The organism is Curtobacterium sp. VKM Ac-2861 (assembly GCF_013204965.1).
Lineage (GTDB): Bacteria > Actinomycetota > Actinomycetes > Actinomycetales > Microbacteriaceae > Curtobacterium.
Genome location: NZ_JABMLA010000001.1, coordinates 810,825 through 836,863, shown reverse-complemented (window position 1 = coordinate 836,863; position 26,039 = coordinate 810,825). Strand labels below are relative to the sequence as shown.

17 protein-coding genes are annotated in these 26,039 nt (G+C 71.6%); 15 read left to right on the top strand and 2 right to left on the bottom strand.

Annotated elements, in window-relative coordinates:
• The first annotated feature begins 101 nt into the window (after window positions 1–101).
• The 7 genes from HQQ88_RS03775 (at window position 102) to HQQ88_RS03745 (ending at window position 14,991) form a co-directional block, all read left to right on the top strand.
• Entirely contained in the window at window positions 102–1,514 is a 1,413-nt protein-coding gene (locus tag HQQ88_RS03775; protein WP_173168650.1) for a serine/threonine-protein kinase, read from the top strand.
• A complete protein-coding gene (locus HQQ88_RS03770) occupies window positions 1,511–7,387 on the top strand; it encodes an Ig-like domain-containing protein (RefSeq protein WP_173168649.1) in 5,877 nt (1,958 codons plus the stop codon). The genes HQQ88_RS03775 and HQQ88_RS03770 overlap by 4 nt, the downstream gene beginning before the upstream one ends.
• Window positions 7,388–7,456: 69 nt before the next feature.
• Window positions 7,457–8,428 (top strand): MoxR family ATPase, encoded by a 972-nt coding sequence (locus HQQ88_RS03765; protein WP_123294288.1) that lies wholly within the window; start codon window positions 7,457–7,459, stop codon window positions 8,426–8,428.
• Window positions 8,425–9,837 carry a DUF58 domain-containing protein gene (locus HQQ88_RS03760; RefSeq protein WP_173168648.1) on the top strand — a complete coding sequence of 471 codons (1,413 nt, stop codon included), beginning with the start codon at window positions 8,425–8,427 and terminating at the stop codon, window positions 9,835–9,837. Before HQQ88_RS03765 ends, HQQ88_RS03760 begins: the two co-directional genes overlap by 4 nt.
• An 89-nt stretch (window positions 9,838–9,926) precedes the next feature.
• Window positions 9,927–12,293 carry a transglutaminaseTgpA domain-containing protein gene (locus HQQ88_RS03755; protein ID WP_173168647.1) on the top strand — a complete coding sequence of 789 codons (2,367 nt, stop codon included), beginning with the start codon at window positions 9,927–9,929 and terminating at the stop codon, window positions 12,291–12,293.
• Window positions 12,294–12,481: 188 nt separating this feature from the next.
• Window positions 12,482–14,218, top strand: a complete 1,737-nt coding sequence (locus tag HQQ88_RS03750; RefSeq protein ID WP_173168646.1) for an FHA domain-containing protein — start codon at window positions 12,482–12,484, stop codon at window positions 14,216–14,218.
• Between the two features lie 68 nt (window positions 14,219–14,286).
• Window positions 14,287–14,991, top strand: a complete 705-nt coding sequence (locus tag HQQ88_RS03745) for a hypothetical protein (protein ID WP_173168645.1) — start codon at window positions 14,287–14,289, stop codon at window positions 14,989–14,991.
• A gap of 5 nt (window positions 14,992–14,996) precedes the next feature.
• On the opposite strand, the gene HQQ88_RS03740 is transcribed toward HQQ88_RS03745, so the two are convergent.
• Window positions 14,997–15,989 (bottom strand): asparaginase, encoded by a 993-nt coding sequence (locus HQQ88_RS03740; RefSeq protein ID WP_173168644.1) that lies wholly within the window; start codon window positions 15,987–15,989, stop codon window positions 14,997–14,999.
• Between the two features lie 58 nt (window positions 15,990–16,047).
• On the opposite strand from HQQ88_RS03740, the gene HQQ88_RS03735 reads away from it, so the two are divergent.
• Both HQQ88_RS03735 and HQQ88_RS03730 read left to right on the top strand, forming a co-directional pair.
• On the top strand, window positions 16,048–16,557 hold the full coding sequence (locus HQQ88_RS03735) for an OsmC family protein (protein WP_123294293.1): 510 nt from the start codon (window positions 16,048–16,050) through the stop codon (window positions 16,555–16,557).
• A gap of 6 nt (window positions 16,558–16,563) precedes the next feature.
• Complete coding sequence (locus HQQ88_RS03730; protein WP_173168643.1) at window positions 16,564–17,535, top strand: FKBP-type peptidyl-prolyl cis-trans isomerase; 972 nt, start codon at window positions 16,564–16,566, stop codon at window positions 17,533–17,535.
• Window positions 17,536–17,610: 75 nt separating this feature from the next.
• Here the strand turns inward: HQQ88_RS03730 and HQQ88_RS03725 are convergent, their stop codons facing one another.
• The gene (locus HQQ88_RS03725) at window positions 17,611–18,090 is read right to left on the bottom strand and encodes a hypothetical protein (RefSeq protein ID WP_173168642.1); all 480 of its coding nucleotides are present in this window, start codon (window positions 18,088–18,090) and stop codon (window positions 17,611–17,613) included.
• Window positions 18,091–18,188: 98 nt separating this feature from the next.
• Between HQQ88_RS03725 and dxr the strand changes: the two genes are divergently transcribed.
• The 6 genes from dxr (at window position 18,189) to HQQ88_RS03695 (ending at window position 26,023) form a co-directional block, all read left to right on the top strand.
• The gene (gene dxr / locus HQQ88_RS03720; protein ID WP_173168641.1) at window positions 18,189–19,280 is read left to right on the top strand and encodes a 1-deoxy-D-xylulose-5-phosphate reductoisomerase; all 1,092 of its coding nucleotides are present in this window, start codon (window positions 18,189–18,191) and stop codon (window positions 19,278–19,280) included.
• 174 nt (window positions 19,281–19,454) lie between these two features.
• Window positions 19,455–20,789 (top strand): site-2 protease family protein, encoded by a 1,335-nt coding sequence (locus tag HQQ88_RS03715; RefSeq protein WP_173168640.1) that lies wholly within the window; start codon window positions 19,455–19,457, stop codon window positions 20,787–20,789.
• Window positions 20,790–20,813: 24 nt separating this feature from the next.
• A complete protein-coding gene (locus tag HQQ88_RS03710) occupies window positions 20,814–22,286 on the top strand; it encodes a cytosine permease (protein ID WP_173168639.1) in 1,473 nt (490 codons plus the stop codon).
• The gene (locus tag HQQ88_RS03705) at window positions 22,283–22,843 is read left to right on the top strand and encodes a cysteine hydrolase (protein ID WP_173168638.1); all 561 of its coding nucleotides are present in this window, start codon (window positions 22,283–22,285) and stop codon (window positions 22,841–22,843) included. The genes HQQ88_RS03710 and HQQ88_RS03705 overlap by 4 nt, the downstream gene beginning before the upstream one ends.
• Before the next feature lie 74 nt (window positions 22,844–22,917).
• Window positions 22,918–24,051: a flavodoxin-dependent (E)-4-hydroxy-3-methylbut-2-enyl-diphosphate synthase gene (gene ispG, locus HQQ88_RS03700; RefSeq protein ID WP_111083888.1), complete on the top strand. Its 1,134-nt coding sequence runs from the start codon at window positions 22,918–22,920 to the stop codon at window positions 24,049–24,051.
• Window positions 24,052–24,271: 220 nt separating this feature from the next.
• On the top strand, window positions 24,272–26,023 hold the full coding sequence (locus HQQ88_RS03695; protein WP_123937785.1) for a proline--tRNA ligase: 1,752 nt from the start codon (window positions 24,272–24,274) through the stop codon (window positions 26,021–26,023).
• The last annotated feature ends 16 nt before the right edge of the window (window positions 26,024–26,039 follow it).

Genomic DNA, 26,039 nt, shown 5'->3' with positions numbered 1-26,039 from the left:
GTCCACAGGTGGTCGGTGTGCGGATCGACGGTCACCGGCGCTTCGTACAATGACTGTGCCACGACGAGAGAGTTGGCCGCTCGGCCGGGGAGGAGATGTCGATGGCGCGTCGCCTGCCGTCCAACCCGCCCGTGATCGGCGGCTTCAGCCCCGTGCACGTCCTCGGCTCCGGTGGCTTCGCCGACGTCTTCCTCTACGAGCAGGACATGCCGCGTCGTCAGGTCGCGGTGAAGGTGCTGCTCGACGAGGTCGTCGACGACCGCGTCCGGCAGATGTTCCAGGCCGAGGCCAACCTGATGGCCCGGCTCAGCACCCACCCGTCGATCCTCACGGTGTTCCAGGCGAGCGTCGCGGCCGACGGACGTCCGTACCTCGTGATGGAGCTGTGCTCCTCATCGCTCAGCGAGCGGTACCGGCGGGAGCCGATCCCGGTGTCCGAGGTGCTCTCGATCGGTGTCCGGATCGGGTCCGCCCTCGAGACCGCGCACCGCGAAGGCGTGCTCCACCGGGACATCAAGCCGTCGAACATCCTGCTCACGGCGTACGGCAACCCCGTGTTGTCCGACTTCGGCATCGCGGCCACCATCGGCGGGACCGACCCGGACGAGCCCATCGGCATGTCGATCCCGTGGTCGGCGCCCGAGGTCCTGATCGACGAGTCCCGGGGCACGATCCAGTCCGAGGTGTACTCGCTCGCCGCCACCGTGTACTCCCTGCTCGCCGGCCGCAGCCCGTTCGAGGTCCGGGGCGGCAAGAACGGTGCGAGCGACCTGATGAGCCGGATCGACAAGGGGGGCGTCAAGCCCACCGGTCGGACCGACGTCCCACCGTCGCTCGAGCGCCTGCTCGCCACCGCGCTGTCCCGCAAGGTGCCGTCGCGCCCGACGACCGTGCTCGAACTCGTGCGCGGGTTCCAGCAGGTCGAGGCCGAGCTCGGGATATCGCAGACCGCGGCCGACGTCGCGGTCGAGGCGTGGGCGATAGCGACCCCGAGCCCGGAGGGCGACCGGACCATGATCCGCGAGCTCCAGCCGCCGTCGCGAGTCGGCGCCCGGCGCCGCACCCGTCGCGCGGTCCAGGGCGGCGTCGTCGCCGGCGGTTCGCAGAGCGTCGGTACTGTCCACCGCACCGGATCCGTCACACGTGCGCGTCGACGCACCCGGTCGACACTCGTCTGGGCGACGTCCCTCGCCGTCGTCGTGGTCGCCGCCCTCGCCATCGCGACCGTGGTCGTCGTCGGGCGGCTCGGCGCCGGGGCGATCCCCGTGGTGGCCGACGTCCGCGCACAGCCGTCGGCGCAGTCGGTGTCGTTCTCGTGGGCGGACCCGGGTCTCAAGAGCGGCGACACCTACGTCATCTCGTCGAACGGCGCCTCCAGCCAGCAGACCGGCACCACGTTCGTCGTCTCCGGGCAGCGCGGCGACGAGGAGTGCATCGCGGTCGCCGTCAACCGCGACGGCAAGACCGGTGCAGCGAGCGCGCAGAAGTGCGCGACCGTCGGGAGCACCGGGTGATCCGCGCGCTCGTCGCGAAGCACCGATCCGCAGCCGTCACCACCGGGGTCTCCGTCCTGGTCGCCGCGGTCGTCGCGACGACCGCGATCGTCTCGACCGGGTACCACACGCAACGAGTCGACCTCGGGGACGGCACCGTCTGGGTGCCCTCCGCCGAGTACGGAGCGGTCGGCCGGGCCAACACCGGGGTCCTCCAGCTGAACACCGCCGTCGAGACCGCGAGCGACGACCTGGCCGTGCTGCAGCGCGGGTCCATGGTCTACAGCGTCGACCAGACCAAGGGGACCGTGGCCAAGGTCGACGTCGCCGACGCCACCGTCGGCGACGCCGTGACCCTGCCCGCGGGGACACCCCAGGTCTTCTTCGCGGGGGACACCGCGGTGATCGGCAACCAGGACACCGGCGAGCTGTGGGCGACGCCCGCGGCCGACCTCGCCGAGTTCGATGCCTCGACCAAGGCCGACCTGACGCTCGGGGCGGACACCGTCTTCGACGCCTCGGACGGACACGTCGCGGTGTACTCGGCGAAGACCGGCACGGCATCGCTCGTCGACGTCGGGTCGACATTGTCCGTCGACCAGCGGTGGAAGGTCGACATGGACCGCACCGACGACTTCCAGGTCGCGACCTTCGACGGCCACCTGGCCGTGCTCGACCGCACCAGCGGCGCCCTGTCGATCGACGGCCGCACCGTGGAGCTCGGCGACCGGGTCGGCGCGTCACCCGCGCTCCAGCGATCGTCGGACACCTCGTCCGACGTCACCGTCGCGGGCACCGCCGGACTCGTCCGGGTCAGCGCCTCGGGGTCCGTCGACGCCACCGCGCTCCAGGTGTCCGGACGCGCGGCGCGCCCCTACGTCGACGGAGCCTGCACCTACGCGGCGTGGGCCGGTGGCCAGGCGATCGACACCTGCGACGGCAACGCCCTCCAGCGGCTCGCGAGCACCGGCGGGACCAGCACGATGCAGATCCTGCACAACGGGCAGACCGTCGTCGCCAACGACCCGTCGAGCGGTCGTTCCTGGGCGATCGACCGCAGCGGCCAGCTCATCGACAACTGGGCCGACCTCATCAAGCAGGACGACGAGCAGCAGCAGGAGCAGGTCTCCGACGACGACCCCGAGGTCGACAAGGACCAGAAGCCGCCGGTGGCGGTGGACGACGACCTGGGCGCTCGTCCGGGACGCACCACGAGCCTCCCGGTCCTGCTCAACGACTACGACCCGAACGGTGACCCGATCATCGTGAGCGAGGTCGGGTCCATCTCGGAGTCCGCCGGCCGCGTCGCCATCGTCGCCGACGGCCAACGGCTGCAGGTCACGCTGTCGTCGCGCGCAACCGGCACCGTGACCTTCCCGTACACGATCACCGACGGCAACGGCGGGTCGGACACCGCGACCGTCCGCGTCACGGTGCGGCCGGAGTCGCAGAACGAGGCCCCGCGACAGGTGCGCGACACCTCGGCGGACGTGGTGCAGAACGGACACGTCGTCAGCAGCGTGCTCGGCGACTGGGTCGACCCCGACGGCGACCCGGTGTACCTGAAGTCCGCGACCGCCTCGGACGGCGACCGGGTGTCGACCACCCCGGACGGCCTGCTCGACTTCCGGGCGGACAGCGGCCGGACGGGTGACCGTGCCGTGCAGCTCGTCGTGAGCGACGGACGCGCCGACGGCCGTGGCTCGGTGACCGTGCGCGTGGCGAAGCAGGGGAGTGTGCCGCTGCGTGCCGACCCGTTCCCGGTGCAGGGCTACGCCGGCAAGGCCTTCACGGTGGAGCCGCTCGACCACGTCCGCGGCGGCAACGGCACCGTGACCCTCACGAGTGTGTCGTCGTCGGCGGGGCTGACGGTCACCCCGAGCTACGACGCGGGCACGTTCCGGGTGCAGGGGGCGAGCGCCGGCGACCACCAGCTCGAGTACACCGTGACCGACGGTGTGAAGACGTCGAGCGGCATCGTCCGGGTCACGATCCTCGCGCCGCCGGACGCCTCGACCGCGCCCATCACGACCCCGAAGACGGTCTTCGTCAACACGCTGTCGAGCAAGGACACCGACGTCACCGCGACCGACATCGACCCGGCGGGCGGGGTGTTGCTCGTCACCGCCCTCGACGGACCGGTGCGGGGCAGCGGAGTCCAGGCGAGCATCCTCGACCAGCACACCGTTCGCGTCACGCTGACCGCACCGCTCGACGGGCCGGTGTCGTTCTGGTACACCGAGACGAACGGCCTGGCGTCGTCCACCGGCACGATCACCGTCGTCGAGATCCCCAAGCCCGACCGGATCCAGCCGCCCGTCGCCCAGCCCGACAGCGCGACCGTCCGGGTCGGCGACGTCGCGAACATCGACGTGCTCGACAACGACACCCAGCCCGAGGGCGAGCCCCTGACCCTCGAGCCCGAGCTCGTGCAGAACGTGCCCGGCGACGGCGGTCTGCTGTTCGCCTCGGGCGACCACCTGCGCTACCTCGCGCCGAAGACCCCCGGCAACTACACCGCCGTCTACCGGGTCGCCGGTCCGGACGGCCAGTACGCCGACGCCGCCGTCTCGATCTCGGTGCGCGAACGGGACGCCGCGACGAACAACCCGCCGGTCCCGCAGACCGTGACGGCCCGGGTCGTGGCGGGTTCGTCGGTGCGGATCTCGGTGCCGCTGAACGGGATCGACCCGGACGGCGACTCGGTGCAGCTCGTCGGCGTCGGGTCGAACCCCGACAAGGGCTCCGTCACCGACGTCGCGTCCGACGCGCTGACCTACGAGGCCGGCGACTACTCGGCCGGCACCGACGAGTTCACCTACACGGTGGTCGACGCCCTCGGCGCGCGTGCCACCGGTACCGTCCGCGTGGGCATCGCCCCCCGTGCCGAACAGGCGTCGAACCCCGTCGCCGAGGCCGACCACGTGACCATCCGCCCCGGCGGGTCGGTGACCGTGCGGGTGCTGCAGAACGACTCCGACCCCGAGGGCGGCCAGCTCACCGTGGCGGCGGCCGAGCCCACCGCGGACGACGTGTCGGCGAAGATCCTGCGGAAGCAGCAGATCCGGGTCACACCCCCGAAGACCGCGAAGTCGGGCGACTACGCCGTGCTCTACACGGTGGCGAACGCCAGCGGGGGATCGAGCACCGCGTTCCTCACCGTCACGGTCGACCCGGACGCGCAACCCCTCCGCCCCGAGGTCGACGACACCACCCTGGACCTGCAGGACATCCTGCGGCGCGAGAGCGTGACCGTCGACGTGCTCGAGAACGTCTTCTTCGCCGAGGGCACCGCTGCCGACCTGCAGGTCGGGATCGTCGACGGCTACGGCGACACCGCACGGCTCACCGACGACGGACGGATCACGGTCCGGCTCACCGACGAGTCCCAGGTCATCCCGTTCTCGGTCGCACGGGTCGACCACCCCGACATCGTGTCCTACGGCTTCATCAACGTCCCCGGGTTCGACGACGCCCTGCCGCAGATCAACCGCTCGGCCGGTGCCGTCACCGTGAAGAGCGAGGCGACGGTCCGGATCCCGCTCGAGGACTACGTCGTGACCGCGAACGGCCAGACGGCGACGATCACGGACCGCGGCACGGTGAAGGCGACGCACGCGAACGGCCAGAGCCTGGTCGTGGACTCGTCGACGCTGCAGTTCACCTCGTCGAAGCTGTACTACGGCAACGCGTCGATCTCGTTCGAGGTCACGGACGGTTCCGCGGCCAACGGCGGGAAGGGGCGGGTCGCGACGCTCGTGCTCCCGGTCACCGTGACGCCGCGGTCGAACCAGCCGCCGGCGTTCACCGGCTCGGCGGTCGAGATGCAGCCTGGTGAGACGCGCACCGTCGACCTGACGAAGCTCACCGACTACCCGTACCCGAAGGACCTGCCGGAGCTGCGCTACTCCGTCGTCGGCCGTCCAGCGGCCGGCACCACCGCCACGATCTCCAAGCAGCAGCTGACCATCACGGTCGCCGACACCGCGAAGAAGAACACCACGGCGTCGATCGGCATCGGGGTGCAGGACGACGCGAACGCCGGACGTGCCGGCACCGTGACCGTCGGGGTCGTGGCCTCGACGCGTCCGCTCGTGCAACCCGGCGCCGACCGGTCGATCACCAAGCGCGGTGCGACGACCACCATCGACGTCCTGACGAACGACCAGCCGACGAACCCGTTCCCCGGACAGCGGCTGCGCGTCGTGAACATCCGTGGTCTGTCCGGCGGGCTGCCGAGCGGCGTCTCCGTGACCCCGAGCGGCGACCGCACCCGTCTGCAGGTCCGCGTCTCCGACAGCGCCAAACCGGTGGACGCCCACCTGCAGTACCAGGTCGCCGACGCCACGAACGACCCGGACCGCTACGTGTGGGGCGACGTGACGATCTCGGTGCAGGACGTCCCCGACGCCCCCGGCACGCCCACCCGGACCGGGTCCTACGACGGTGGCCAGGCCACGCTGACCTGGTCGACCCCGCAGGGCAACAACTCGCCGATCACCGGGTACCGCGTCACCGGCACGAACGGCGTCGCGAAGGACTGCGGCACCGCCACGGTCTGCACCCTGACCGGCCTCGACCCGAAGGCGTCGTACCGCTTCCAGGTCATCGCCACCAACGCGATCGGCGACTCGAAGCCGTCGGGCAGCTCGGCCCCGATCAGCGCCGACTACGTGCCGGCGCCGCCGAAGGGCATCACCGTCACACCGAACGGGTCGACGCCGAACCAGCTCGACGTCGCGTGGAAGGCCGTTCCCGCTCCGAACCGTGGCAGCGCGGTCGACGACTACATCGTCACCATCGAGGGACCGGGGCTGTCCGGTACCCGGCACACCGGCACGGCGACGAGCACCTCGTTCACCGGAGCCCAGAGCGCCGCGCAGTACAAGGTGACGATCTCGGCCCGGAACGACGCGGACCGCAACGGCACGGTCGTGCAGTGGAACTCGGCATCGGCCACGGGCACGGCCGTCGGGACGCCCGCGGCCCCGACGCTGAACGCGACGCGTGACCAGTCCCCGGGGAAGACGACGGTCTCGCTGAGCGCGACGGAGAGCGACTGGGCCGGCAGCGGTCGGACGCTCACGATCGTCCGCTACCCGCCGGGCGTCGACATCCCCGGCGGTTGCACGACCACGGGCTCGGACAAGAAGTGGGACGGCAGCAGCGCGACGGACACGTTGAGCTCGAACGGGAACTTCCAGTACGTCGCACTGGCCGACAACGGCCTGTTCTGCACGCCGAGCCGTGCGGCGTCCGTTCAGGGCTACGCGGCACCGGGTACCGCGTCCGCCGACGTCGCCGTGGAGAAGTTCAGCGATGACGACGGCACCTACGCGATCCGGATCCGCAACCCGCGCGCCCAGGCGAGCCCGAACGGATCGATCGACCACTTCGCGTACTCGGTGAACGGCGGCGGCCTCGTGTCGTTCGGCGCCAACGGTTCGTGGGTGAGCGGTGTGGCCTTCGGCTCTGCGGTCAGCGTGACCGTGGTGGCGTGTGCCGACGGGACGTCGAACTTCTGCGGCAGCGGCAGCACGGTGGACGGGCTCCGACCGGTCCAGACACGTGCGACGCTCCCGGACTCGATGACCGCCGGCACCCAGATCACCGTGAACGCGGCGCCGAGCAACAGCGGGTACCAGCCCTCGGGCTACCGCGTGTCGTTCTGCCTGGTCGACCGGCCCTGCGGCGGCGGTCAGGTCTACGCGCCGAACGCCTTGCCGACGGTCGAGGACTCGCTCCTCGCGAACTACGTGGTCGTCGCGGCCATCGTCGACGGGCACGAGGACCCGAACCCGCCGAGCGCACGGATCGCAGCAGCGCCGGTGCCGGACCCCGAGCCGGAGCCGTCCGATCCGGGCGAGCCCGATCCGGAACCCGCGCCCGGCTGACCCGGTTCCGCCGCCCGCTGACCGTACGCTGCACCTACCGCCATCCCCGAGAACGAGGAACGACCCCGCATGAGCATGACCCCGGAGCAGGCCACCTGGTTCGCCGACGTCGCAGGCCGCATCGTGACCAACGTCGAGCAGGTGCTCCTCGGGAAGACGTTCGTGATCCGCCTCGCGGTGACGGCGATGCTCAGCGAGGGCCACCTGCTCCTCGAGGACGTCCCCGGCACGGGCAAGACCAGCCTGGCGCGGGCGATGGCGCAGAGCGTGCAGGGGACGACGAACCGCATCCAGTTCACCCCCGACCTGCTGCCCGGCGACATCACCGGCATCAGTGTCTACGACCAGCGCACGCAGGAGTTCGACTTCCACCGCGGCCCGGTCTTCGCGAACATCGTGCTCGCCGACGAGATCAACCGTGCGAGCCCGAAGACGCAGTCGGCCCTGCTCGAGGCGATGGAGGAGTCGGCGATCACGGTTGACGGCGTGAACCACCGTCTGGCGGCTCCGTTCATGGTCATCGCGACGCAGAACCCCATCGAGCAGGCCGGCACGTACCGTCTGCCCGAGGCGCAGCTCGACCGGTTCCTCATGAAGACCTCGATCGGCTACCCCGACCACGCCGCCACCGTGAAGATCCTCGAGACCTCGTCGGCTCCGTCGGCATCGGTTCCGCTCGCGAGCGTCGTGCCCGCGGCGACGATCACCGAGATGGCCGCGCTGGCCCGCACGGTGCACGTCGACGCCGTGATCGCCGACTACGTCGCACGGTTGGTCGACGCGACACGTTCGGCCAGCGAGGTCCGCCTGGGCGTCAGCGTCCGCGGCGCGATGGGCCTCATCCGTTCGGCACGCGTGCTCGCGGCGCTGAGCGGCCGCCACTACGTCACGCCGGACGACGTCAAGGCCCTCGCCGTCCCGGTGCTCGCGCACCGCCTGGTGCTCGACGCCGAGGCGGAGTTCGACGGTGTCAGCGCGCCGAGCGTCATCGCACAGCTGCTGGTGGAGACGCCGCCGCCGGCCGACCGAGTCACGACGTGACGGACCGCCGGCCCGTCTCCACGCGCTCACGCCGTCCGTCCTCGACGCGGTCGCGTCGCGGGTCGACGGCGTACGAGCGCACGGGGACGGTCGCCGGCCTGACCAACGTCCGCTCACGGATCGTCGGTGACCGCGAAGGCGTCGCAGCGGATGCGGTCGTCGGGATCGTCCGGGTCTGGGCAACGGCCTGGAGGCTCGTCAAGCGTTCCTGGGGCGAGGTCTCGTCCGTCGTCACCGGGCTCGGGTGGACGGTCGCGGCCCTCACGCTCGTCGCGTTCGTGGCCGGCTACCGGTTCGGCCTGCGCGAGATCGTCGTCGTCGGGTTCGCGGGAGCGGTGCTCGTCGTCGTCGCCGCGATCGCGCTCATCGGCCGCACGCGGCTGGTGATCCGGATGCGCCTGCCGCAGCACCGTGTGGCGGTCGGCGACGAGGCCGGTGTGGTGGTCACGGCGGAGAACCCGACACGTCTGCCCTCGGTGCCGACGACGGTCGAGGTGCCGGTCGGCCCGGGTCTCGTCGACGTCGCGATCCCGGCGATCGGCGCGCACGGCACGTTCGAGCAGCTGGTGCCTGTGCCGACCGTGCGCCGCGGCGTGCTCGACGTGGGGCCGGTCACCGGTGTCCGCGCCGACCCCGTCGGTCTCGTCCGCCGCGAGGTCGTCTGGACCGCACGCGAACAGGTCATCGTGCACCCGCGCACGATCGCGATACCGTCGACGAGCACCGGGCTGGTGCGCGACCTCGAGGGGCAGGCGACCACCGACCTGTCGCCGGCCGACATCGCGTTCCACGCCATCCGCGAGTACATGCCGGGTGACGACCCCCGCACAATCCACTGGAAGTCGACGGCGAAGTCGGGCGCGCTGATGGTGCGCCAGTTCGAGGACACGCGCCGCTCGCACCTGGTCGTGGCGCTCGGCATCGCCCGGTCGGAGTTCGGGGACGACGAGGAGTTCGAGCTCGCGGTGAGCGCTGCGGCCTCGCTCGGTGCCCGTGCGATCCGCGACGGCCGAGAGGTCTCGGTCGTGGTGTCGGAACGCACCCCGGAGTTCGCGAAGCGTGCCGTCTACGCGGTGCGGACCCTGCCGACGGCCACCCCGACGCGACTGCTCGACGACTTCGCCTCGGTCGGACTCGCCGATGCCTGCCTGCCCATCGCCGAGGTCTCCCGGATCGTCGGCAGCGACACCGAGGGCATCTCGGTGGCGTTCCTGGTCGTCGGTTCGACGATCGGACTGCCGGCGCTCCGGCTCGCGGCGACGCGCTTCCCCGTCGGGGTCGAGGTCGTCGCGGTGATCTGCGAGCCCGAAGCGCAGCCACGGTTCCTGCGGGTCGCGGGCCTGACCGTGATGACCATCGGCTACCTGGACGACCTCCGGCACGCCCTGCACCGATCGGCCGCCGCGTGAGCGCCCCTCCGGTGGCCACGCCGACGCCGCCCGTGGAGCGTGCCCGTCGGTCGACCCGGCGTTCCGATCGACGCGATGCCCGGCGGCTCGTGCCGTTCCGTCTGGCCGGCGGGACCCTCGTCGTGTGGCTCCTGCTCGCGATCGCGAGTGTGTCGTGGTGGCCGGTCTACCGCGACGACTCGATGATCGTCGCGGCGGTGACCGCGATCGCGTTCGGCACCCTCGTCGCCCTCGTCGGCGCGGTCCTGCGGCTGCCGCTGGTCGTGGTGGCGATCGCGACGGTGGCGGCGTTCACGCTCGCCGGTGTACCCGCCGCCGTGCCCGGTCAGGCCAACGGGGTCCTGCCGACGGGCCCGGGCCTGCTCGCGCTGTTCGCCGGCGTCGCGCTGGGGTGGAAGCAGCTGGTGACCATCAGTTTGCCGGTCGGCTCGTACGAGGCGCTCCTCGTGCCGTACTTCGTGACGCTCCTCGTCGCCACGGTGACGGCCGTGAGCGTGGCGACCCGTGCCTCCAGGCAGGAACTCGCGAGCATCCCGGCACTGGTGCTGTTCGCGATCGGGGTGGTCGTCGGACCGAGCCGGCTGGACACGTCGATCGTGACGGCCGTCGTGCTCGTCGCCGTCGCGCTCGTGTGGGCGCTGACGGTGCGGCACGCACGTCGCGCGGTCGCCGTGGCGACCACGATCGGGTCGCCGGTGCCGATCGCTCGGTCCGTCGTGCGCCCCGCGCTCGTCGGCACGGGGACGATCGTCGCGGCAGCCGTCGTCGCCACGGGTCTCGGGCTGGTCGCGCCGCCGTCCAACGAGCGCACCGTCGCCCGCACGGACGTCGTCAAGCCGTTCGACCCGCGCGACTACGTCAGCCCGCTGAGCGGCTTCCGGGCGTACGAGGAACAGAGCGCGGCGGACACCGCACAGCTCCGGGTCACCGGACTGCCGGAGAACGGGTTCGTGCGCATCGCGACGCTCGACACCTACGACGGCGTGGTCTACCGCGTCGGCGGGTCGGACGGCTCCTCGTCGTCGGGCACCTTCGAGCGGGTGCCGACGTCGGTCGACGTCCGTGGCGTGGACGGCACCAGGGTGCGCGTGGGGGTGACCGTCGACGGCTACAGCGGGGTCTGGCTGCCGACGGTGGGGGACCTGGAGCGCGTCGACTTCACCGGGACCGACGCCGACGACGAGCGTGGGTCCTTCTTCTACAACGGCTCGACGCAGACGGGCGCCGTGGTCGGCGGTGTCCGCGAAGGCACTTCCTACGACCTGACCGCCGTGGTCCCCGATCAGCCGACGGACGAGCAACTCGCGGCCGCCCGCCCGGGCAGTGCCGCGGTCCCGACGGCGCGCGACGTGCCGGACGCCGTCCGCGAGACGGTCGAGGCGACGACCGACGCCGATGCGACTTCTGGTGCGAAGCTCGTCGCGGTGATCCAGGCGCTCAAGCGCAACGGGTACGTCAGCCACGGCGTCGGTGACGACCGGATGAGCCGTTCGGGGCACGGCGCCGACCGCATCCAGGAGCTCCTGACGTCGCCGCTGATGATCGGCGACCAGGAGCAGTACGCCGCCGCAGCAGCGCTGATGGCCGACGAGCTCGGGTTCCCGGCGCGGGTGGTCATGGGCTTCACCGCAGGCGGCGACTCGGGGTCCGGCGGAGCGTCGGCGAGCGGGGGCGCCACGACGTTCCGCGGCTCGGACGTCACCGCGCGCATCGAGGTCGACACCGCGCAGTGGGGGTGGGTGATGCTCAACCCCAACCCGAGTGTCCGCGAGATCCCGAACGAGCAGCAGCAGACGCCGCAGCCGGTGACCCGTCCCGAGACCGTCGTGCCGCCGCCTCCCGTCGACCAGCAGGACCAGGACCAGCAGGCGCCGCCGCAGAGCGATCGGAACACGCCGCCCGTGCAGCCGCTGTGGTTGCAGATCCTGCTCGCAGCGCTGCCGTGGGTGCTCGGCGCACTGGGGCTGATCGCCCTCGTGCTCCTGCCGTTCGGGGTGATCGTCCTGCTGAAGCGGGTCCGCCGCCGACGGCGCCGTCGTGCTCCGACGCCGCGCGGTCGCATCGTCGGGGCCTGGGACGAGTACCGCGATGCGCTCCTCGACCGTGGGCACGACGTGGCCGGATCTGCCACACGACGCGAGACCGTGACCGGTGCTCCGGGTGAGGGTGGGACCGGACTGGCCGCCCTCGCCGACCGGGCGGTGTTCGGACCGAGCGATGTCGACCAGGCCGCCGCCGACCGGATGTGGTCGGCGACGGACGATGCGGTGGGGACCCTGCGCGCCGGTCGGACACGCCGTGAGCGGTTCCGCACCGCCGTGTCGCTCCGGTCCCTGCGCGGACCCGGACGGCCGCGCGCCACCACCGGTCAGGGCTCGGCGAGACGCGGTGACTACGATGGCCGGAGGCCTGACGAGCGTCGTGGACGGCCGAGTGAGGACAGAGGCAGACCGTGATCAGATGCGAACACTGTGGATCGATGCTCCCGGAGGGGGCGATCTTCTGCGGTGAGTGCGGACGCACGGTGACCGCCGGAGCGAGCCGCCGGCCGGTCGCTCCGACCCCCGTCGAGCAGGCGCCGCCACCGCCCCTGCAGCAGCCCGACTCCCACGGACGTCGCTCTGACCCTGCGGCCGACGCGTGGTTGCCCGAGTCGACCCTCGACCCCGCCACCCGCGCCTGGCTGACCGGTGCCGACCGCCGCAGCACCGAACCCCCGACCGCGGTGCCCGTGCAACGCCCCGACGACCTCGCCCCGCGCGAGGCACCGTCGCACGTGCACGGAGCGGGCTCCGGCCTCGGCGACTGGTCGAACGCGGCCGCGCAGCCCGACGCCGTCCCCGCCCAGGACGAACCGCCACTTGACCCGGACGCTTACCGCTCCGAGCCCGCCGACGCCCTCGCCGACGACCCCGAGCGGACCCGGTTGGCTCCCGTCGAGGACCGTCCCGTGACCCCGCCGGCCGCTGAAGAGGCTCCGGCCCCCGTGTGGGCGCCGCCGGTCGCTCCGGCCCCGTCCGCGGCGCCGGCCGGCCCGTCCTGGTGGGTCGGTCGCGGCGCCACCACCGATGCCGCGCAGCCCGCGTCCGGAGCTGATCCGGCTCCCGTCGTGCCGCCGGTCCCGAGTGCACCGACCGTCGCTGACGACACGCCCCGTGACACGTCCCACGACACGCCAGACGACACCGCGGCGTCCCCGCACGCGACGGACGACGCAGCCGTGCACGCCGACACCGACGGTGCTGACGACACGACGTCCACCCGCTCCGGCGAGCCCGTGCAGGACGGTGCGCTCGGACAACCGACCGCAGCCGTGCCCGTCGTCTCGCCGCCGCAGCCGGGGGACACCGCCGTCGTCGAGCCCCTGATCGACCGCCGACCGCCGCGGCCCGCGCCGCTCGTGACGCCGGGCATGCACGCCACGACCATCTGCCACGTCTGTGGCAACCGCCTCGAGCCCGACGACATCTTCTGCGGCGAGTGCGGAGCAGTCCGCCCCGCCGTGACCGCCGCGTTCACCGGACCGGTCGTACCGCTGCCGATGGCGCGTCCGGACTGGGCCACCGAGCACTCCGGTGTGGAGTCGGCCGGTGCCGGCGGGTCGTCGTCGACCGACGTGCCGGACGACGAGATCCCGGTCGATGCGCCTGCGGACGATCAGGCCTCGAGCGACGAGACCGGGTCCGGCGAGACCAGGTCCGACGAGAACGGGTCCGTCGAGGACGTGGCCGACGAGACCGCCGCCGACGACGAGTCGGCCCTGCCGGACAGCGAGGCCTCGCGCCCGGGTGGCCGTCCCCGCGGCGCACACGCGGCGCCGGTGACCGAGCCGACCGAGCCCGGGGACGCGGCACCGCACGGAGAACCGCAGGACTCCGAACGGTCCTGGGCCCCGCCGGCGCAGGCCCCGCTCGCCGCGCCGCTGCCTCCGCTCCCCGGGGCGCCGGCACCCGAGCTCCCGCTCCCGCCGTCGGACCGTCCCGAGGCCAGTGCGGACGCCGACGAGCTCGACGAGGACGTCGACGAGACCCGCATCGTCTCGAAGACCCCGACGCGCGCGCCGTTCCTGCTGCACTTCAGCACGGGCGAGCGGTTCGGGGTGCACGGCACGGGCCTGCTCGGTCGTCTGCCTCGTCCGCAGCCGGGGGAGCGCTACGACGACCTGCTGACCGTCCACGACCCGGGCAAGTCGGTGTCGAAGACCCACCTCGAGCTCGGCCGCGACGGTGACGACCTGTGGGTGTCCGACCGGTTCTCCGGCAACGGCACCGTGGTCCGCCACATCGACGGTTCGATCCGTCGCTGCGAGCCCGGCCGTCGGTACCGCGTGGAGCGCGGGGCTCGGGTGGACATCGGCGAGCAGTTCTTCCTCGTGCAGTAGCGCTCGGAGTTCTCCACAGATCGGTCGTCGGCGCCCCGGAGACGCCGCCGTCCTGCTGCGATGGAGGCATGACCCCGTTCGCTGCTCGGTGCGTCCTGGTCGGGACCGCCGTCGTGCTCGTCCTCGCCGGGGTGTTCGCGCCCCTCGACGGCGCTTCCCGTGCGGTGGTGTTCGCAGCCGCCGGGTGCTGCGCGGTGCTCGACGTCCTGCTGCACCGGTCCGGCGCTGGCGGGGCCCGCGAACCGGAGTCGCTGGCCGGCGACGACTCCGCCGCGGCGATCGAGTCCCACTGTCCGAGCGCACCAGGACGGCTCCTGCTCGGCCACGGCTCGGACGGTGTGCCGTGGGAGACCGACACGACCGGTCACGTCGTGGTCATCGGCACCGGGGCACTCGCCGCCGCGGTGTTCCGGGCGATCGCCGAACAGCTCCGCGCCACCGCCGATCCGTGGGACGACCTCCGCGCAGCCGGCAGACCCGGAAGCCCCGCTGGCGACGGTCCGGCGCTGCCCGACGGCGCGACACTGCCCGACGGCGCGACGCTGCCCGACGGCACGGCGGTGCTCGCTCGCCTCGACCGCTCCGGACGTCCGAGCGGCACGGTCGTGCTCGTCCCGGGACTCGGCGCGATGCCACGGCTGTGGGACGCCGCGGTCGAGGTCACCCGCTACGGCTGCACCGTCCGTCGCCCACCCGACCGACGCGGTGTGACGCTCAAACCGGTGCTCCCGGTGCTCCCGGTGCTTCCGGTGCTTCCGGAGCTCGTCGGATGACGGCCTCAGCGCAGGCCGGCGCCGACCCGGACCGCGCCGACCGGCACACCACCGCCGAGCACCTGCTCACCCGTCGCCGCCAAGACATCGGCGACGCCGTCGGCGCCCACCAGCCCGTTCCGCTGCAGCAGGGTGAGCGCTGCGAGGGTGCCCGCGCGCTGCGACCCGTCCAGCACCTTCACCGCGACTGCGGCACCACCAGGCAGCCCCATCACCATGACGCCCTCGGCGCCGAGCTTCGCCAGGACCTGCAGCCGCTCGATCGTGACGGTGTTGGCCCGCCCGACCCCGTCGATCGCCCACGGGTGCGCCAGGACGGCGTCGGTCAGCGCCGTGGAGTCGTCGTCGGCCCGGGCGACGACGCCGGCGAACCCGCGTGCCAGTCCGGTCAGCGTGAGCGGGAAGACGGGGGCGCCGCAGCCGTCGGTGCCGACCAGGTCGACCGTCTCGTGCGTGTACTCCTCGACCACCGAGCGGACCCGCTGCTGCATCGGGTGCTCGATGTCCAGGTACGTCGCCTCGTCCCACCCGTTGACGCGGCAGGCGGCGAGCATGCCGGCGTGCTTGCCCGAGCAGTTCATCGCCAGGCGCCGGGGGCCGTCCATCGTCCGGCCGGTCGCTCGGTCGAAGGGCATGTCCGGCGGGCACCCGAGGTCGGCCTCGACGTGGTCGAACGACTCGAGCATGTGCAGCGCGAGGGCCTGGTGCGCGACGGTACCGGCGTGGCTCGCGGTGGTGAGGACGAGTTCCTCGTCGGAGAACCGGGCACCGGCGCCGCGGACGGCCAGGGCCTGGAACGGCTTCATCGTCGAGCGCGGGTAGATGCTGGCTGCGACGTCGCCGACCGAGTCGACGACGGCACCTGCGGAGTCGACCACGACCCCGGCGCCGATGTGCCGGCTCTCGTCGAACCCCGACCGGTCGAGGACCGCGAGTTCGACCGACCCGTCGGCGGTGAGAGGATGGCGATCAGTGCGGACTTCGTGGCTCACCGTCATGCCGCCATGCTAGCCAGGGCGGACGACCGCCAGTGACGCCGACGAAGGGGCAGCAGCCGTGCAGGACCACACCTACGAGGTCTCCGTCAGCTGGACGGGAGACCGCGGCACCGGCACGTCCGGCTACCGCGACTACGGGCGCGACCACGTCGTCTCGGCGGTCGGCAAGCCCGACGTGGCCGGCTCGGCCGACCCCACGTTCCGCGGTGACCGCGACCGCTGGAACCCGGAGGAACTCGTCGTCGCCGCGTTGGCCCAGTGCCACATGCTCAGCTACCTGCACGTCGCGGTGACCCAGGGCTTCACCGTCGTCGACTACCGCGACACGGCCACTGCATCGCTGAACCTGAACCGCGACGGCTCGGGCGAGCTCACCGGTGCGACGCTGCACCCGGTCGTGACGATCCTCGAGGCAGACCGGGTGGCCGATGCCGAAGCCGCGCACGCCACGGCGAACCAGCTCTGCTTCATCGCCCGGTCGGTGTCGTTCCCGGTGCACCACGAGGCCCAGACCGTCGTCCGTGCTGCGACATTGGCAGGGGACTCTTCAGCAGGTGGGGCAGACTAGGGTCCCGTGAAGCGTCTGCGCCTGCTCCCGATCGCCCTCGTCCCCGCCGTCGTGCTGGGACTCGCCGCATGCTCCGGCTCCGGTTCGGACGGGTCCACGGCCTCGCCGACCCCGACCGCCAGTGCGACCGCCTCGGCGATCACGTCCTGCCCGGACCCCGGCAAGGCCTCTGACTCCATCCGGGCGACCGGCTCGTTCGGCGGCGCGAAGGCCCCGACGGTCAAGTTCGCGGCCGGTCTGTCGGCGAAGACGCCGCAGGCCACGAAGCTCGTCTCGGGCAAGGGCGCGTCGTTGGACGAGGGCGACTACGCCCAGGTGTCGTACACGGTCTACGAGGCCAAGGACGCCAAGAAGCTCGGCACGGTCGGCTTCGACGAGGGCAACCCGCAGGTCCTGTCCGTCGGCGGTTCGGGCTTCGGCGCCCTGCTCGCCTGCTCGAAGGTCGGCGACCGTGTGGCAGCGGTGGGGCAGTCCTCGGCACTCGGCTTCAACACCGGCGGCGAGATCGTCGTCGTCGCCGACGTCGTCGCGCAGACCCCCACCAAGGCGAGCGGCACCCCGCAGGACCAGGACCCCGGCCTGCCGACGGTCAAGGACAAGGCATCCGGCGAGCCCGAGATCACGATCCCCGACGGCGTGAAGGCCCCGACCAAGACGACCGTCGAGGTCCTCAAGCAGGGCGACGGCGCGTCCATCGCCGACGGCGACACCGCTCTCGTGCAGTACAAGGGCGTCGTCTACAGCACCGGCAAGGAGTTCGACTCCTCGTGGTCGAAGGGTGCCCCGACGACGTTCACGGTCTCCGAGAGCGCACTCATCAAGGGCTTCGTCACCGGGCTCGTCGGCCAGAAGGTCGGCTCCCAGGTGCTGATCGTCGCCACGCCGGAGGACGCCTACGGCGCGACTCCTCGCGAAGGCTCGGGCATCCCGAAGAACGCCACGCTCGTCTTCGTCGTCGACATCCTCGCGAAGGGCTGAGCGCCGAAGTCGACACGACCTGAAGAGGCCGACCACTGACAACAGTGGTCGGCCTCTTCCGTCCTACGACAGCAGTCAGCGGCTCACCTTGGTGACCGTGACAGCTTTCGTCCACGTCACCGAGGCACCTGCTCGATACTCGTAGGCCATCCCGTTCGATGCCCAGAAACTCGTCCGTCGATTTCCGGACTTCACGCCGGTGACCCCTCTCCACGTGCCGGTCTTCGTTCCGGTACCGGTCAAACCGTACGGCCCGCCCGACGAACGGAGCATGCATGCGCTGGTGCTGGTGCATCCGGGTCCCACCGGCGTGAGCGCACGTGATCGAACGCTCATTGCCGCGAGGATGTCTCCGGTGTCTGGATCGGCCAGGGCCTCGACGGGAGCTGCGCCCTGCATCACGGCATCGATCTCCGCATGCGACTGGGCCCCCCGCAGATCGGTCAGTACCGCGAGTGTGGTCGGCGCGGGAGTTGTTGCGTTCGCTGCCGTCGGCAGCGCTCCGATCCCCAACACCACGATCACGGCAGCGGCAACTGTGTTCTTCATCGACATCGTTCATCCCCTCCTGAGGTTGCGTCGTCACCATAGTGGCCGTGAAGTGCGGTGTGCAACATACTGCACGCGTCGAGCCCGCAGATAGGGTTGGCGCCGTGGACACCCTTGAAAGGCGACGCATCGTCGTCCTCGGCAGCACCGGCTCGATCGGCACGCAGGCGCTCGACGTCGTCGCCCGCAACCCCGACCGGTTCGAGGTCGTCGGTCTGACCGCCGGCAGCAACCGCACCTTGGTCGCCGAGCAGGCCGAGCGGTTCGGCGTGCGCGACACGGCGTTCGGGGCGGAGGACTCCGAGCGGCTCGTCCGCAGCGTCGAGGCCGACGTCGTCCTGAACGGCATCACGGGGTCGGTCGGCCTCGGGCCGACGCTCGCGGTGCTCGAGACCGGTGCGACCCTGGCGCTCGCCAACAAGGAGAGCCTCATCGTGGGCGGTTCCCTGGTGCAGCAGGCTGCAGCGCCGGGCCAGATCGTCCCCGTGGACAGTGAGCACTCGGCGATCGCGCAGGCGCTCCGCTCCGGTGCCGACACCGAGGTGCAGCGGCTCGTCCTGACGGCGAGCGGCGGTCCGTTCCGCGGCCGCACCCGCGAGCAGCTCCGCGACGTCACCCCGGCGCAGGCGCTGGCGCACCCCACGTGGGACATGGGACTCGTCGTCACGACGAACTCCGCCACGCTCGTCAACAAGGGGCTCGAGGTCATCGAGGCGCACCTGCTCTTCGGCGTGCCGTACGACCGCATCGAGGTCACGGTGCACGCGCAGTCGATCGTGCACTCGATGGTCGAGTTCGTCGACGGCTCCACCATCGCGCAGGCCTCGCCGCCGGACATGCGTCTGCCGATCGCGCTCGGCCTGGCGTGGCCGGACCGCGTGCCCGGGGTCGGTTTGCCGCTCGACTGGACGACGGCGAGCACCTGGACCTTCGAGCCGCTCGACGCCGACGCGTTCGGCGCCGTCGCCCTCGCGAAGCATGTCGGTGAACTCGGCGGGACCTTCCCGGCCGTGTTCAACGCGGCGAACGAGCAGGCCGTGGCCGCGTTCCACGCGGGCGCCATCGGCTTCCTCGACATCGTCGACACGGTCGAGCGCGTCGTCGAGGAGCACACCGCGGGGGAGTCGTCACTCGACGGCGTGCTCGCTGCGGAGCACTGGGCCCGCGCCGCGGCGGACCGCGCGCTGACCCGCTGACGCGATCCGCGCCTCCCGTCCGTCGCCGGGTCACCACGTGACGGACTGGGCCCACACCGCCGGTTCCGGCGCGACGCGCCAGCGGCGGGACGGCCGTGCCGGTGGGGAGAGGCTCAGATCACCTCTCAGACGGCGCTCGGCTCCGTCATGGCAAGCGTCCCGTACCCTTTCCCGGTGACCGTCGAATCCGTCCTGCTCTTCGTCCTCGGCGTGGTCGTCTTCATCATCGGCCTGCTGGTCTCGATCGGACTCCACGAGCTGGGGCACCTGTCCTTCGCGAAGCTGTTCAACGTCAAGGTGACGCAGTACTCGCTGGGCTTCGGCAAGGCCATGTGGTCGTTCAAGCGGGGTGAGACCGAGTACGGTATCCGCCCGATCCTGCTCGGCGGATACATCTCGATGGTCGGCATGCTCAAGCCGCGTGCCTCCGGCCGCCCGAGTGCGATCACGAACACCGGCATGTACGGCGCGTTCGTGCAGGACGCCCGCCAGGCCAGCGCGGAGCAGATCGCGGACTCCGGCGGCGACGACTCCCGCGCCTTCTACCGACTCACCCCGTGGAAGCGCATCATCGTGATGGTCGCTGGACCCGCGATGAACCTGGTGATCGGGATCGTGCTGTTCGGCGTGCTGCTGTGCGGCTTCGGGTCGCCGACCACGACGTTCACGTCGAGCGTCGACTGTGTCCTACCGACCAGCCAGACGACCGATTGCACCTCGGGCGATGCGGAGTCGCCGGCGAAGCAGGCCGGCATCGCGTCGGGCGACGTCGTGCTCTCGGTGAACGGTGAGCAGGACCCGACCATCGCGCGCGTCTCCGAGGTCTTCCAGAAGTCGGCCGGCGAGCAGGTGACGGTCGTCGTCGAGCGTGACGGTGCCCGGAAGACGCTCGAGATCACCCCGACGACCGCCACCCGCGACGTCTACGACGCCGAAGGCAAGGTCGTCACGAACGACGACGGCACGACGAAGACCCAGCGGGTCGGTGTCGTCGGCGTCAGCATCGGGCAGTCGCTCGTGCGGCAGTCGCCGGCCGAGGTCCTGCCCGCGACGGGTGCGCAGATCGCCGCGTCGGCGCACCTCATCATCGACCTGCCGCAGCGCCTGGTCGCCGTCTGGAACGCGGCGTTCGGCGCGCAGGAGCGGTCGCAGGACAGCCCCGTGTCGGTCGTCGGCGTCGGCCGCGCGATCGGCGAGGTCTCGTCGATGAGCGGCGTGCCGGTGGTCGACAAGGCGTACACGATCCTCGGGCTGCTGGCCTCGCTGAACATCGGCCTGTTCGTGCTGAACATGGTGCCGCTGCTGCCACTCGACGGCGGGCACATCGCCGGCGCCCTGTGGGAGGCGATCAAGCGACGGTCCTTCAAGCTCGTGGGCAAGGCGGACCCGGGCCCCATCGACCTGGCGAAGACGATGCCGCTCACGATGGTCGTCGTGGTGCTGCTGGCGGGGATGAGCGCGCTGCTGATCTACGCCGACATCGTGCGGCCCGTGAACCTGTTCGGGTAGTCGCTGCGGCGCTACGCTCAGCGGATGAGCACAGCGCCCACGAACTCCGGGCCCGCCACCGCCGCGCCCGAGGTCCGCACCGTCGAACGGCAGGGCCTCGACGTCATCGCCGAGTCCGACCGCAAGGGCACCCCGCGGGGACTCTTCTGGCCGTGGTTCGCGGCGAACATCTCCGTCCTCGGCATCGCCTACGGGTCCTTCGTGGTCGGCTTCGGCATCTCGTTCTGGCAGGCCACCGTCGTCTCGGTCATCGGGGTGGTGTTCTCGTTCCTGCTGTGCGGCGTCGTCGCGATCGCCGGCAAGCGGGGGTCGGCGCCGACGATGGTGCTGAGCCGCGCGGCCTTCGGGGTCCGCGGCAACCGGGTGCCCTCGTTCCTCAGCTGGATCCTCACCGTCGGGTGGGAGACCGCCCTCGCCGCACTGGCGGTCCTCGCGACCTCGACGGTGTTCACCGAGCTCGGCTGGGACGGCGGGGTGCTGACGAAGGTCGTCGCCCTCGTCGTGGTCGCCGCGCTCGTGGTCGGGGCCGGCGTCGCGGGCTTCGACGTGATCATGCGCCTGCAGACCTGGATCACGGTCATCACGGGGGTGCTCACGGTCGTCTACGTCGTGCTCGCGGTGCCGTCCATCGACTTCGCCGCGATCGCCGCGATGCCGACGGGCAGTGCCCAGCAGTTCATCGGTGCGCTCGTGCTCGTGATGACCGGCTTCGGGCTGGGCTGGGTGAACGCCGCTGCCGACTACTCGCGGTACCTGCCGCGCTCGGCGTCGACCGGGGGAGTCGTCGGGTGGACGACCTTCGGCGGGGCGCTCGCACCGGCGATCCTCGTGGTCTTCGGCGTCCTGCTCGCCGGCTCCTCGCCGGACCTGAACGCCGCGATCCAGGACGACCCGATCGGCGCGCTCACCACGATCCTGCCGGTGTGGTTCCTCATCCCGTTCGCCCTCGTCGCGATCCTCGGGCTCGTCGGCGGCGCGGTGCTCGACATCTACTCGTCGGGCCTCGCGCTGCTGAGCGTCGGCGTGAAGATCCCGCGGCCGGTCGCCGCCGGGGTCGACGGCGTGTTCATGGTGGCGGGTGCGATCTACATCGCCTTCTTCTCGACGGGCTTCGCCAAGCCGTTCCAGGCGTTCCTCATCACCCTCGGCGTCCCGATCGCCGCCTGGGCCGGCATCTTCGTCGCCGACGTCCTGCTGCGGCGCACGGCCTACGCCGAAGGCGAGCTCGACGACCGTCGCGGCCGCTACGGCGACGTCCGGTGGGGTGCGATCGCCCTGGTCGCGGTCGGCACGGCGCTCGGATGGGGCCTCGTCACGCTGGCGTCACCGGCGTGGCTGTCGTGGCAGGGCTACCTGCTCGGGCCGTTCGGCCTCGGCGGACGCGACGGCGCCTGGGCCTACGCGAACCTCGGAGTGTTGGTCGCCCTCGTCGTCGGGTTCCTCGGCACCCTGCTGTTCGCCCGGGACTCCGTCCGGCGCCAGGAAGCACAGCGGTGAGTACGGGCGTCCCCGACGACGCCTGGCTCGTCGTCATCGACATGCAGCAGGTCTTCACGGGGGAGTCTCCGTGGGCCGCGCCGCGGTACGACCACGCCGGAGTCGGCATCGAGCGTCTGCTGCCCCGGTTCACCGGACGCACGGTGTTCACCCGGTTCGTCGCACCCCAGCGCCCGCAGGGCGCCTGGGTGCCGTACTACCGCGAGTGGCCCTTCGCCCTCGTGCCGGACGCCGACCCGCTGTACGCGCTGACCGAGCCCTTCGCGAGTGCGGCAGGGGACCGGAACGACCCCGTCGTGACCGAGCCGACGTTCGGCAAGTGGGGGACGGGCCTCCAGGCAGTCGTCGGCGACCACCCGCACCTGGTGCTCACGGGGGTGTCGACCGACTGCTGCGTGCTGTCGACCGCCCTGGCGGCGGCGGACGCCGGAGCGACCGTGACGGTCGTCGCGGACGCCTGCGCCGGGGCGAGCGACGCGGACCACGAGCGGGCGCTCGACGCGATGCGGCTGTACGCGCCGCTCATCACCGTGGTGGACAGCGCCGCCCGGCTCTGAGCGTCCGGTGTGACCGGGCCGGGACGCTCGGAGCGAGCGCGTAGAGTGCTCACGTGCCCGCTGTGAACCTCGGTATGCCCAAGTCGCCCGAAACCCTCGCCCCCCGACGCAAGTCGCGCCAGATCCGGGTCGGCAAGGTGCTCGTGGGCGGCGACGCTCCGGTGTCCGTCCAGTCGATGACCACGACCCCGACGACGAACATCAACGCGACGCTGCAGCAGATCGCCGAGCTCACGGCCTCGGGCTGCGACATCGTCCGGGTCGCCGTGCCGACGCAGGAAGACGCCGACGCGCTGCCGATCATCGCGAAGAAGTCGCAGATCCCGGTCATCGCCGACATCCACTTCCAGCCGAAGTACGTGTTCCAGGCGATCGACGCCGGCTGCGCCGCGGTCCGCGTCAACCCGGGTAACATCCGCAAGTTCGACGACCAGGTCGGTGCCATCGCCGCCGCGGCGAAGGCCGCAGGCGTGTCGCTCCGCATCGGCGTCAACGCCGGATCGCTCGAGCCGAGCCTGCTGCAGAAGTACGGCAAGGCCACGCCCGAGGCGCTCGTCGAGTCCGCCGTGTGGGAAGCCAGCCTGTTCGAGGAGCACGACTTCCACGACTTCAAGATCTCGGTCAAGCACAACGACCCGATCGTCATGGTCAAGGCCTACCGCCAGCTCGCCGCCGCCGGTGACTGGCCGCTGCACCTCGGTGTGACCGAGGCCGGCCCCGAGTTCCAGGGCACCATCAAGAGCGCCACCGCGTTCGGCATCCTGCTGGCCGAGGGGATCGGCGACACCATCCGCGTGTCCCTGTCCGCGCCGCCCGCGCAAGAGGTCAAGGTCGGCCTGCAGATCCTGCAGTCGCTCAACCTGCGCGAACGCAAGCTCGAGATCGTCTCGTGCCCGAGCTGCGGCCGGGCCCAGGTCGACGTCTACCAGCTGGCGAACGACGTCACCAAGGGGCTCGAGGGCATGTCCGTCCCCCTGCGCGTCGCCGTCATGGGCTGCGTCGTGAACGGCCCCGGCGAAGCCCGCGAGGCCGACCTCGGCGTGGCGTCGGGCAACGGCAAGGGCCAGATCTTCGTCAAGGGCAAGGTCGTCAAGACGGTGCCGGAGCACGAGATCGTGCAGACCCTCATCGCCGAGGCGAACCGCATCGCCGACGAGATGGGGCCGGAGGCCGCGCTCGGCAGCCCCGAGGTCATCACCACCCCGTAGCGCGAGTACACCCCTCGCACCGTGCGAGGCGGTCTCGGCGCGCTGCGCTCCCGTGCGAGGTTCCGTACTCGGTGCGAGTCTCCCTGCCCCGCACCGAGTACGCAACCTCGCACCGTTCGCCCGGGACCTCGCACCGTTCGCCCGGGACCTCGCACCGTTCGCCCGGGACCTCGCACGGTGCGAGTGCCGCGCCGTCGGCGCACGCCGCTAGGCTGGCCCCGTGGTCACACGGCTTTCGCATCTGTTCCTCCGTACGCTCCGCGACGACCCCTCCGACGCCGAGGTGACGAGCCACAAGCTGCTCGTCCGCGCCGGGTACGTCCGTCGCCAGTCCCCGGGGATCTTCGCCTGGCTGCCGCTCGGTCTCCGGGTGCGCGCCAAGATCGAGGGGATCATCCGCGACGAGATGGTCGCTGCCGGTGCGCAGGAAGTGCTCCTGCCGGCGCTGCTGCCGCGCGAGCCGTACGAGGCGACGAACCGCTGGACCGAGTACGGCGACGGCATGTTCCGCCTGCAGGACCGCAAGGGTTCCGACTACCTGCTCGCCCCCACGCACGAAGAGATGTTCGCGCTGCTGGTGAAGGACCTGTACTCGTCGTACAAGGACCTCCCCGTCACGCTGTTCCAGATCCAGGACAAGTACCGCGACGAAGCACGCCCGCGCGCGGGTCTGCTGCGCGGTCGCGAGTTCACCATGAAGGACGCGTACTCGTTCGACCTCACCGACGAGGGCCTCGAGCGCAGCTACCAGGTCATGCGCGACGCGTACGAGAAGATCTTCGCCCGACTCGGCCTCGAGTACGTCATCGTCAAGGCGGACGCCGGCGCGATGGGCGGCTCCAAGTCGGAGGAGTTCCTGCACCCGATCGCCGTGGGCGAGGACACCTTCGTCCGCAGCGCCAACGGCTACGCGGCGAACGTCGAGGCCTACGTCACGCCCGTGCCCGCGTCCCTGCCGATCGAGGGCCAGCCCGACGCGGTGCTCCTGCCGTCGTCGGACACCCCGACGATCGACACGCTCGTCGCCCACGCGAACGAGGTCGCCCCGCGCGACGGCGCGCCGTGGACCGCCGCGGACACGCTGAAGAACGTCGTCCTCGCCCTCACGCACCTGGACGGCACGCGCGAGGTCGTGGTCGTCGGGCTCCCCGGTGACCGCGACGTCGACCTGAAGCGCGCCGAGGTGGCGTTCGCCCCGGCCGAGGTCGAAGCCGCAGGCGACGACGACTTCAAGAAGCACAAGGGCCTGGTCAAGGGCTACATCGGTCCGCAGGTCCTCGGCGCAGAGAGCGCCACGGGCATCCGGTACTTCGTCGACCCGCGCGTGGTCGACGGCACCGCCTGGGTCACCGGCGCCAACGAGCGCGGCGTGCACGTCTCCGGCCTGGTCGCCGGCCGTGACTTCGTGGCCGACGGTGTCGCCGAGGTCTCGGACGTCCGCGCGGGGGACCCGTCGCCCGACGGCTCGGGTCCGCTCGAGACCGCCCGCGGCATGGAGATCGGGCACGTCTTCCAGCTCGGCCGCAAGTACGCCGAGGCCCTCGGCCTCAAGGTGCAGGACGAGAACGGCAAGCTCGCGACCGTCACGATGGGCTCGTACGGCATCGGCGTGACGCGCATCCTGGCGATCCTGGCCGAGGCGCACAACGACGACAAGGGCCTGGCCTGGCCGAAGAACGTCGCACCGTTCGACGTGCACATCGTCGCCACCGGGCGTGACCAGGTCGCCTACGAGCTGGCGACGTCGATCGTCGCCGAGCTCGAGGGCGAGCGGTTCGACGTGCTCTACGACGACCGTCCGAAGGTGTCGCCCGGCGTCAAGCTCCGCGACGCCGAGCTGCTCGGCATGCCGATCGTGGTCGTCGCCGGCCGCGGTGCCGCCGACGGCGTCGTCGAGCTGTGGAACCGTGCCAGCGGCGAACGCCGCGACGTGCCGGTCGCCGAGCTGCTCGACGCGGTCCGCGCGATCTAGCGGGTCGCGTCCTGGA

Coding starts and splice junctions, on each gene's coding strand:
- HQQ88_RS03775 (WP_173168650.1), top strand. CDS start 102: ATGGCGCGTCGCCTGCCGTCCAACCCGCCCGTGATCGGCGGCTTCAGC.
- HQQ88_RS03710 (WP_173168639.1), top strand. CDS start 20,814: ATGAGCACAGCGCCCACGAACTCCGGGCCCGCCACCGCCGCGCCCGAG.
- HQQ88_RS03745 (WP_173168645.1), top strand. CDS start 14,287: ATGACCCCGTTCGCTGCTCGGTGCGTCCTGGTCGGGACCGCCGTCGTG.
- HQQ88_RS03740 (WP_173168644.1), bottom strand. CDS start 15,989: ATGACGGTGAGCCACGAAGTCCGCACTGATCGCCATCCTCTCACCGCC.
- ispG (WP_111083888.1), top strand. CDS start 22,918: ATGCCCAAGTCGCCCGAAACCCTCGCCCCCCGACGCAAGTCGCGCCAG.
- HQQ88_RS03765 (WP_123294288.1), top strand. CDS start 7,457: ATGAGCATGACCCCGGAGCAGGCCACCTGGTTCGCCGACGTCGCAGGC.
- HQQ88_RS03725 (WP_173168642.1), bottom strand. CDS start 18,090: ATGTCGATGAAGAACACAGTTGCCGCTGCCGTGATCGTGGTGTTGGGG.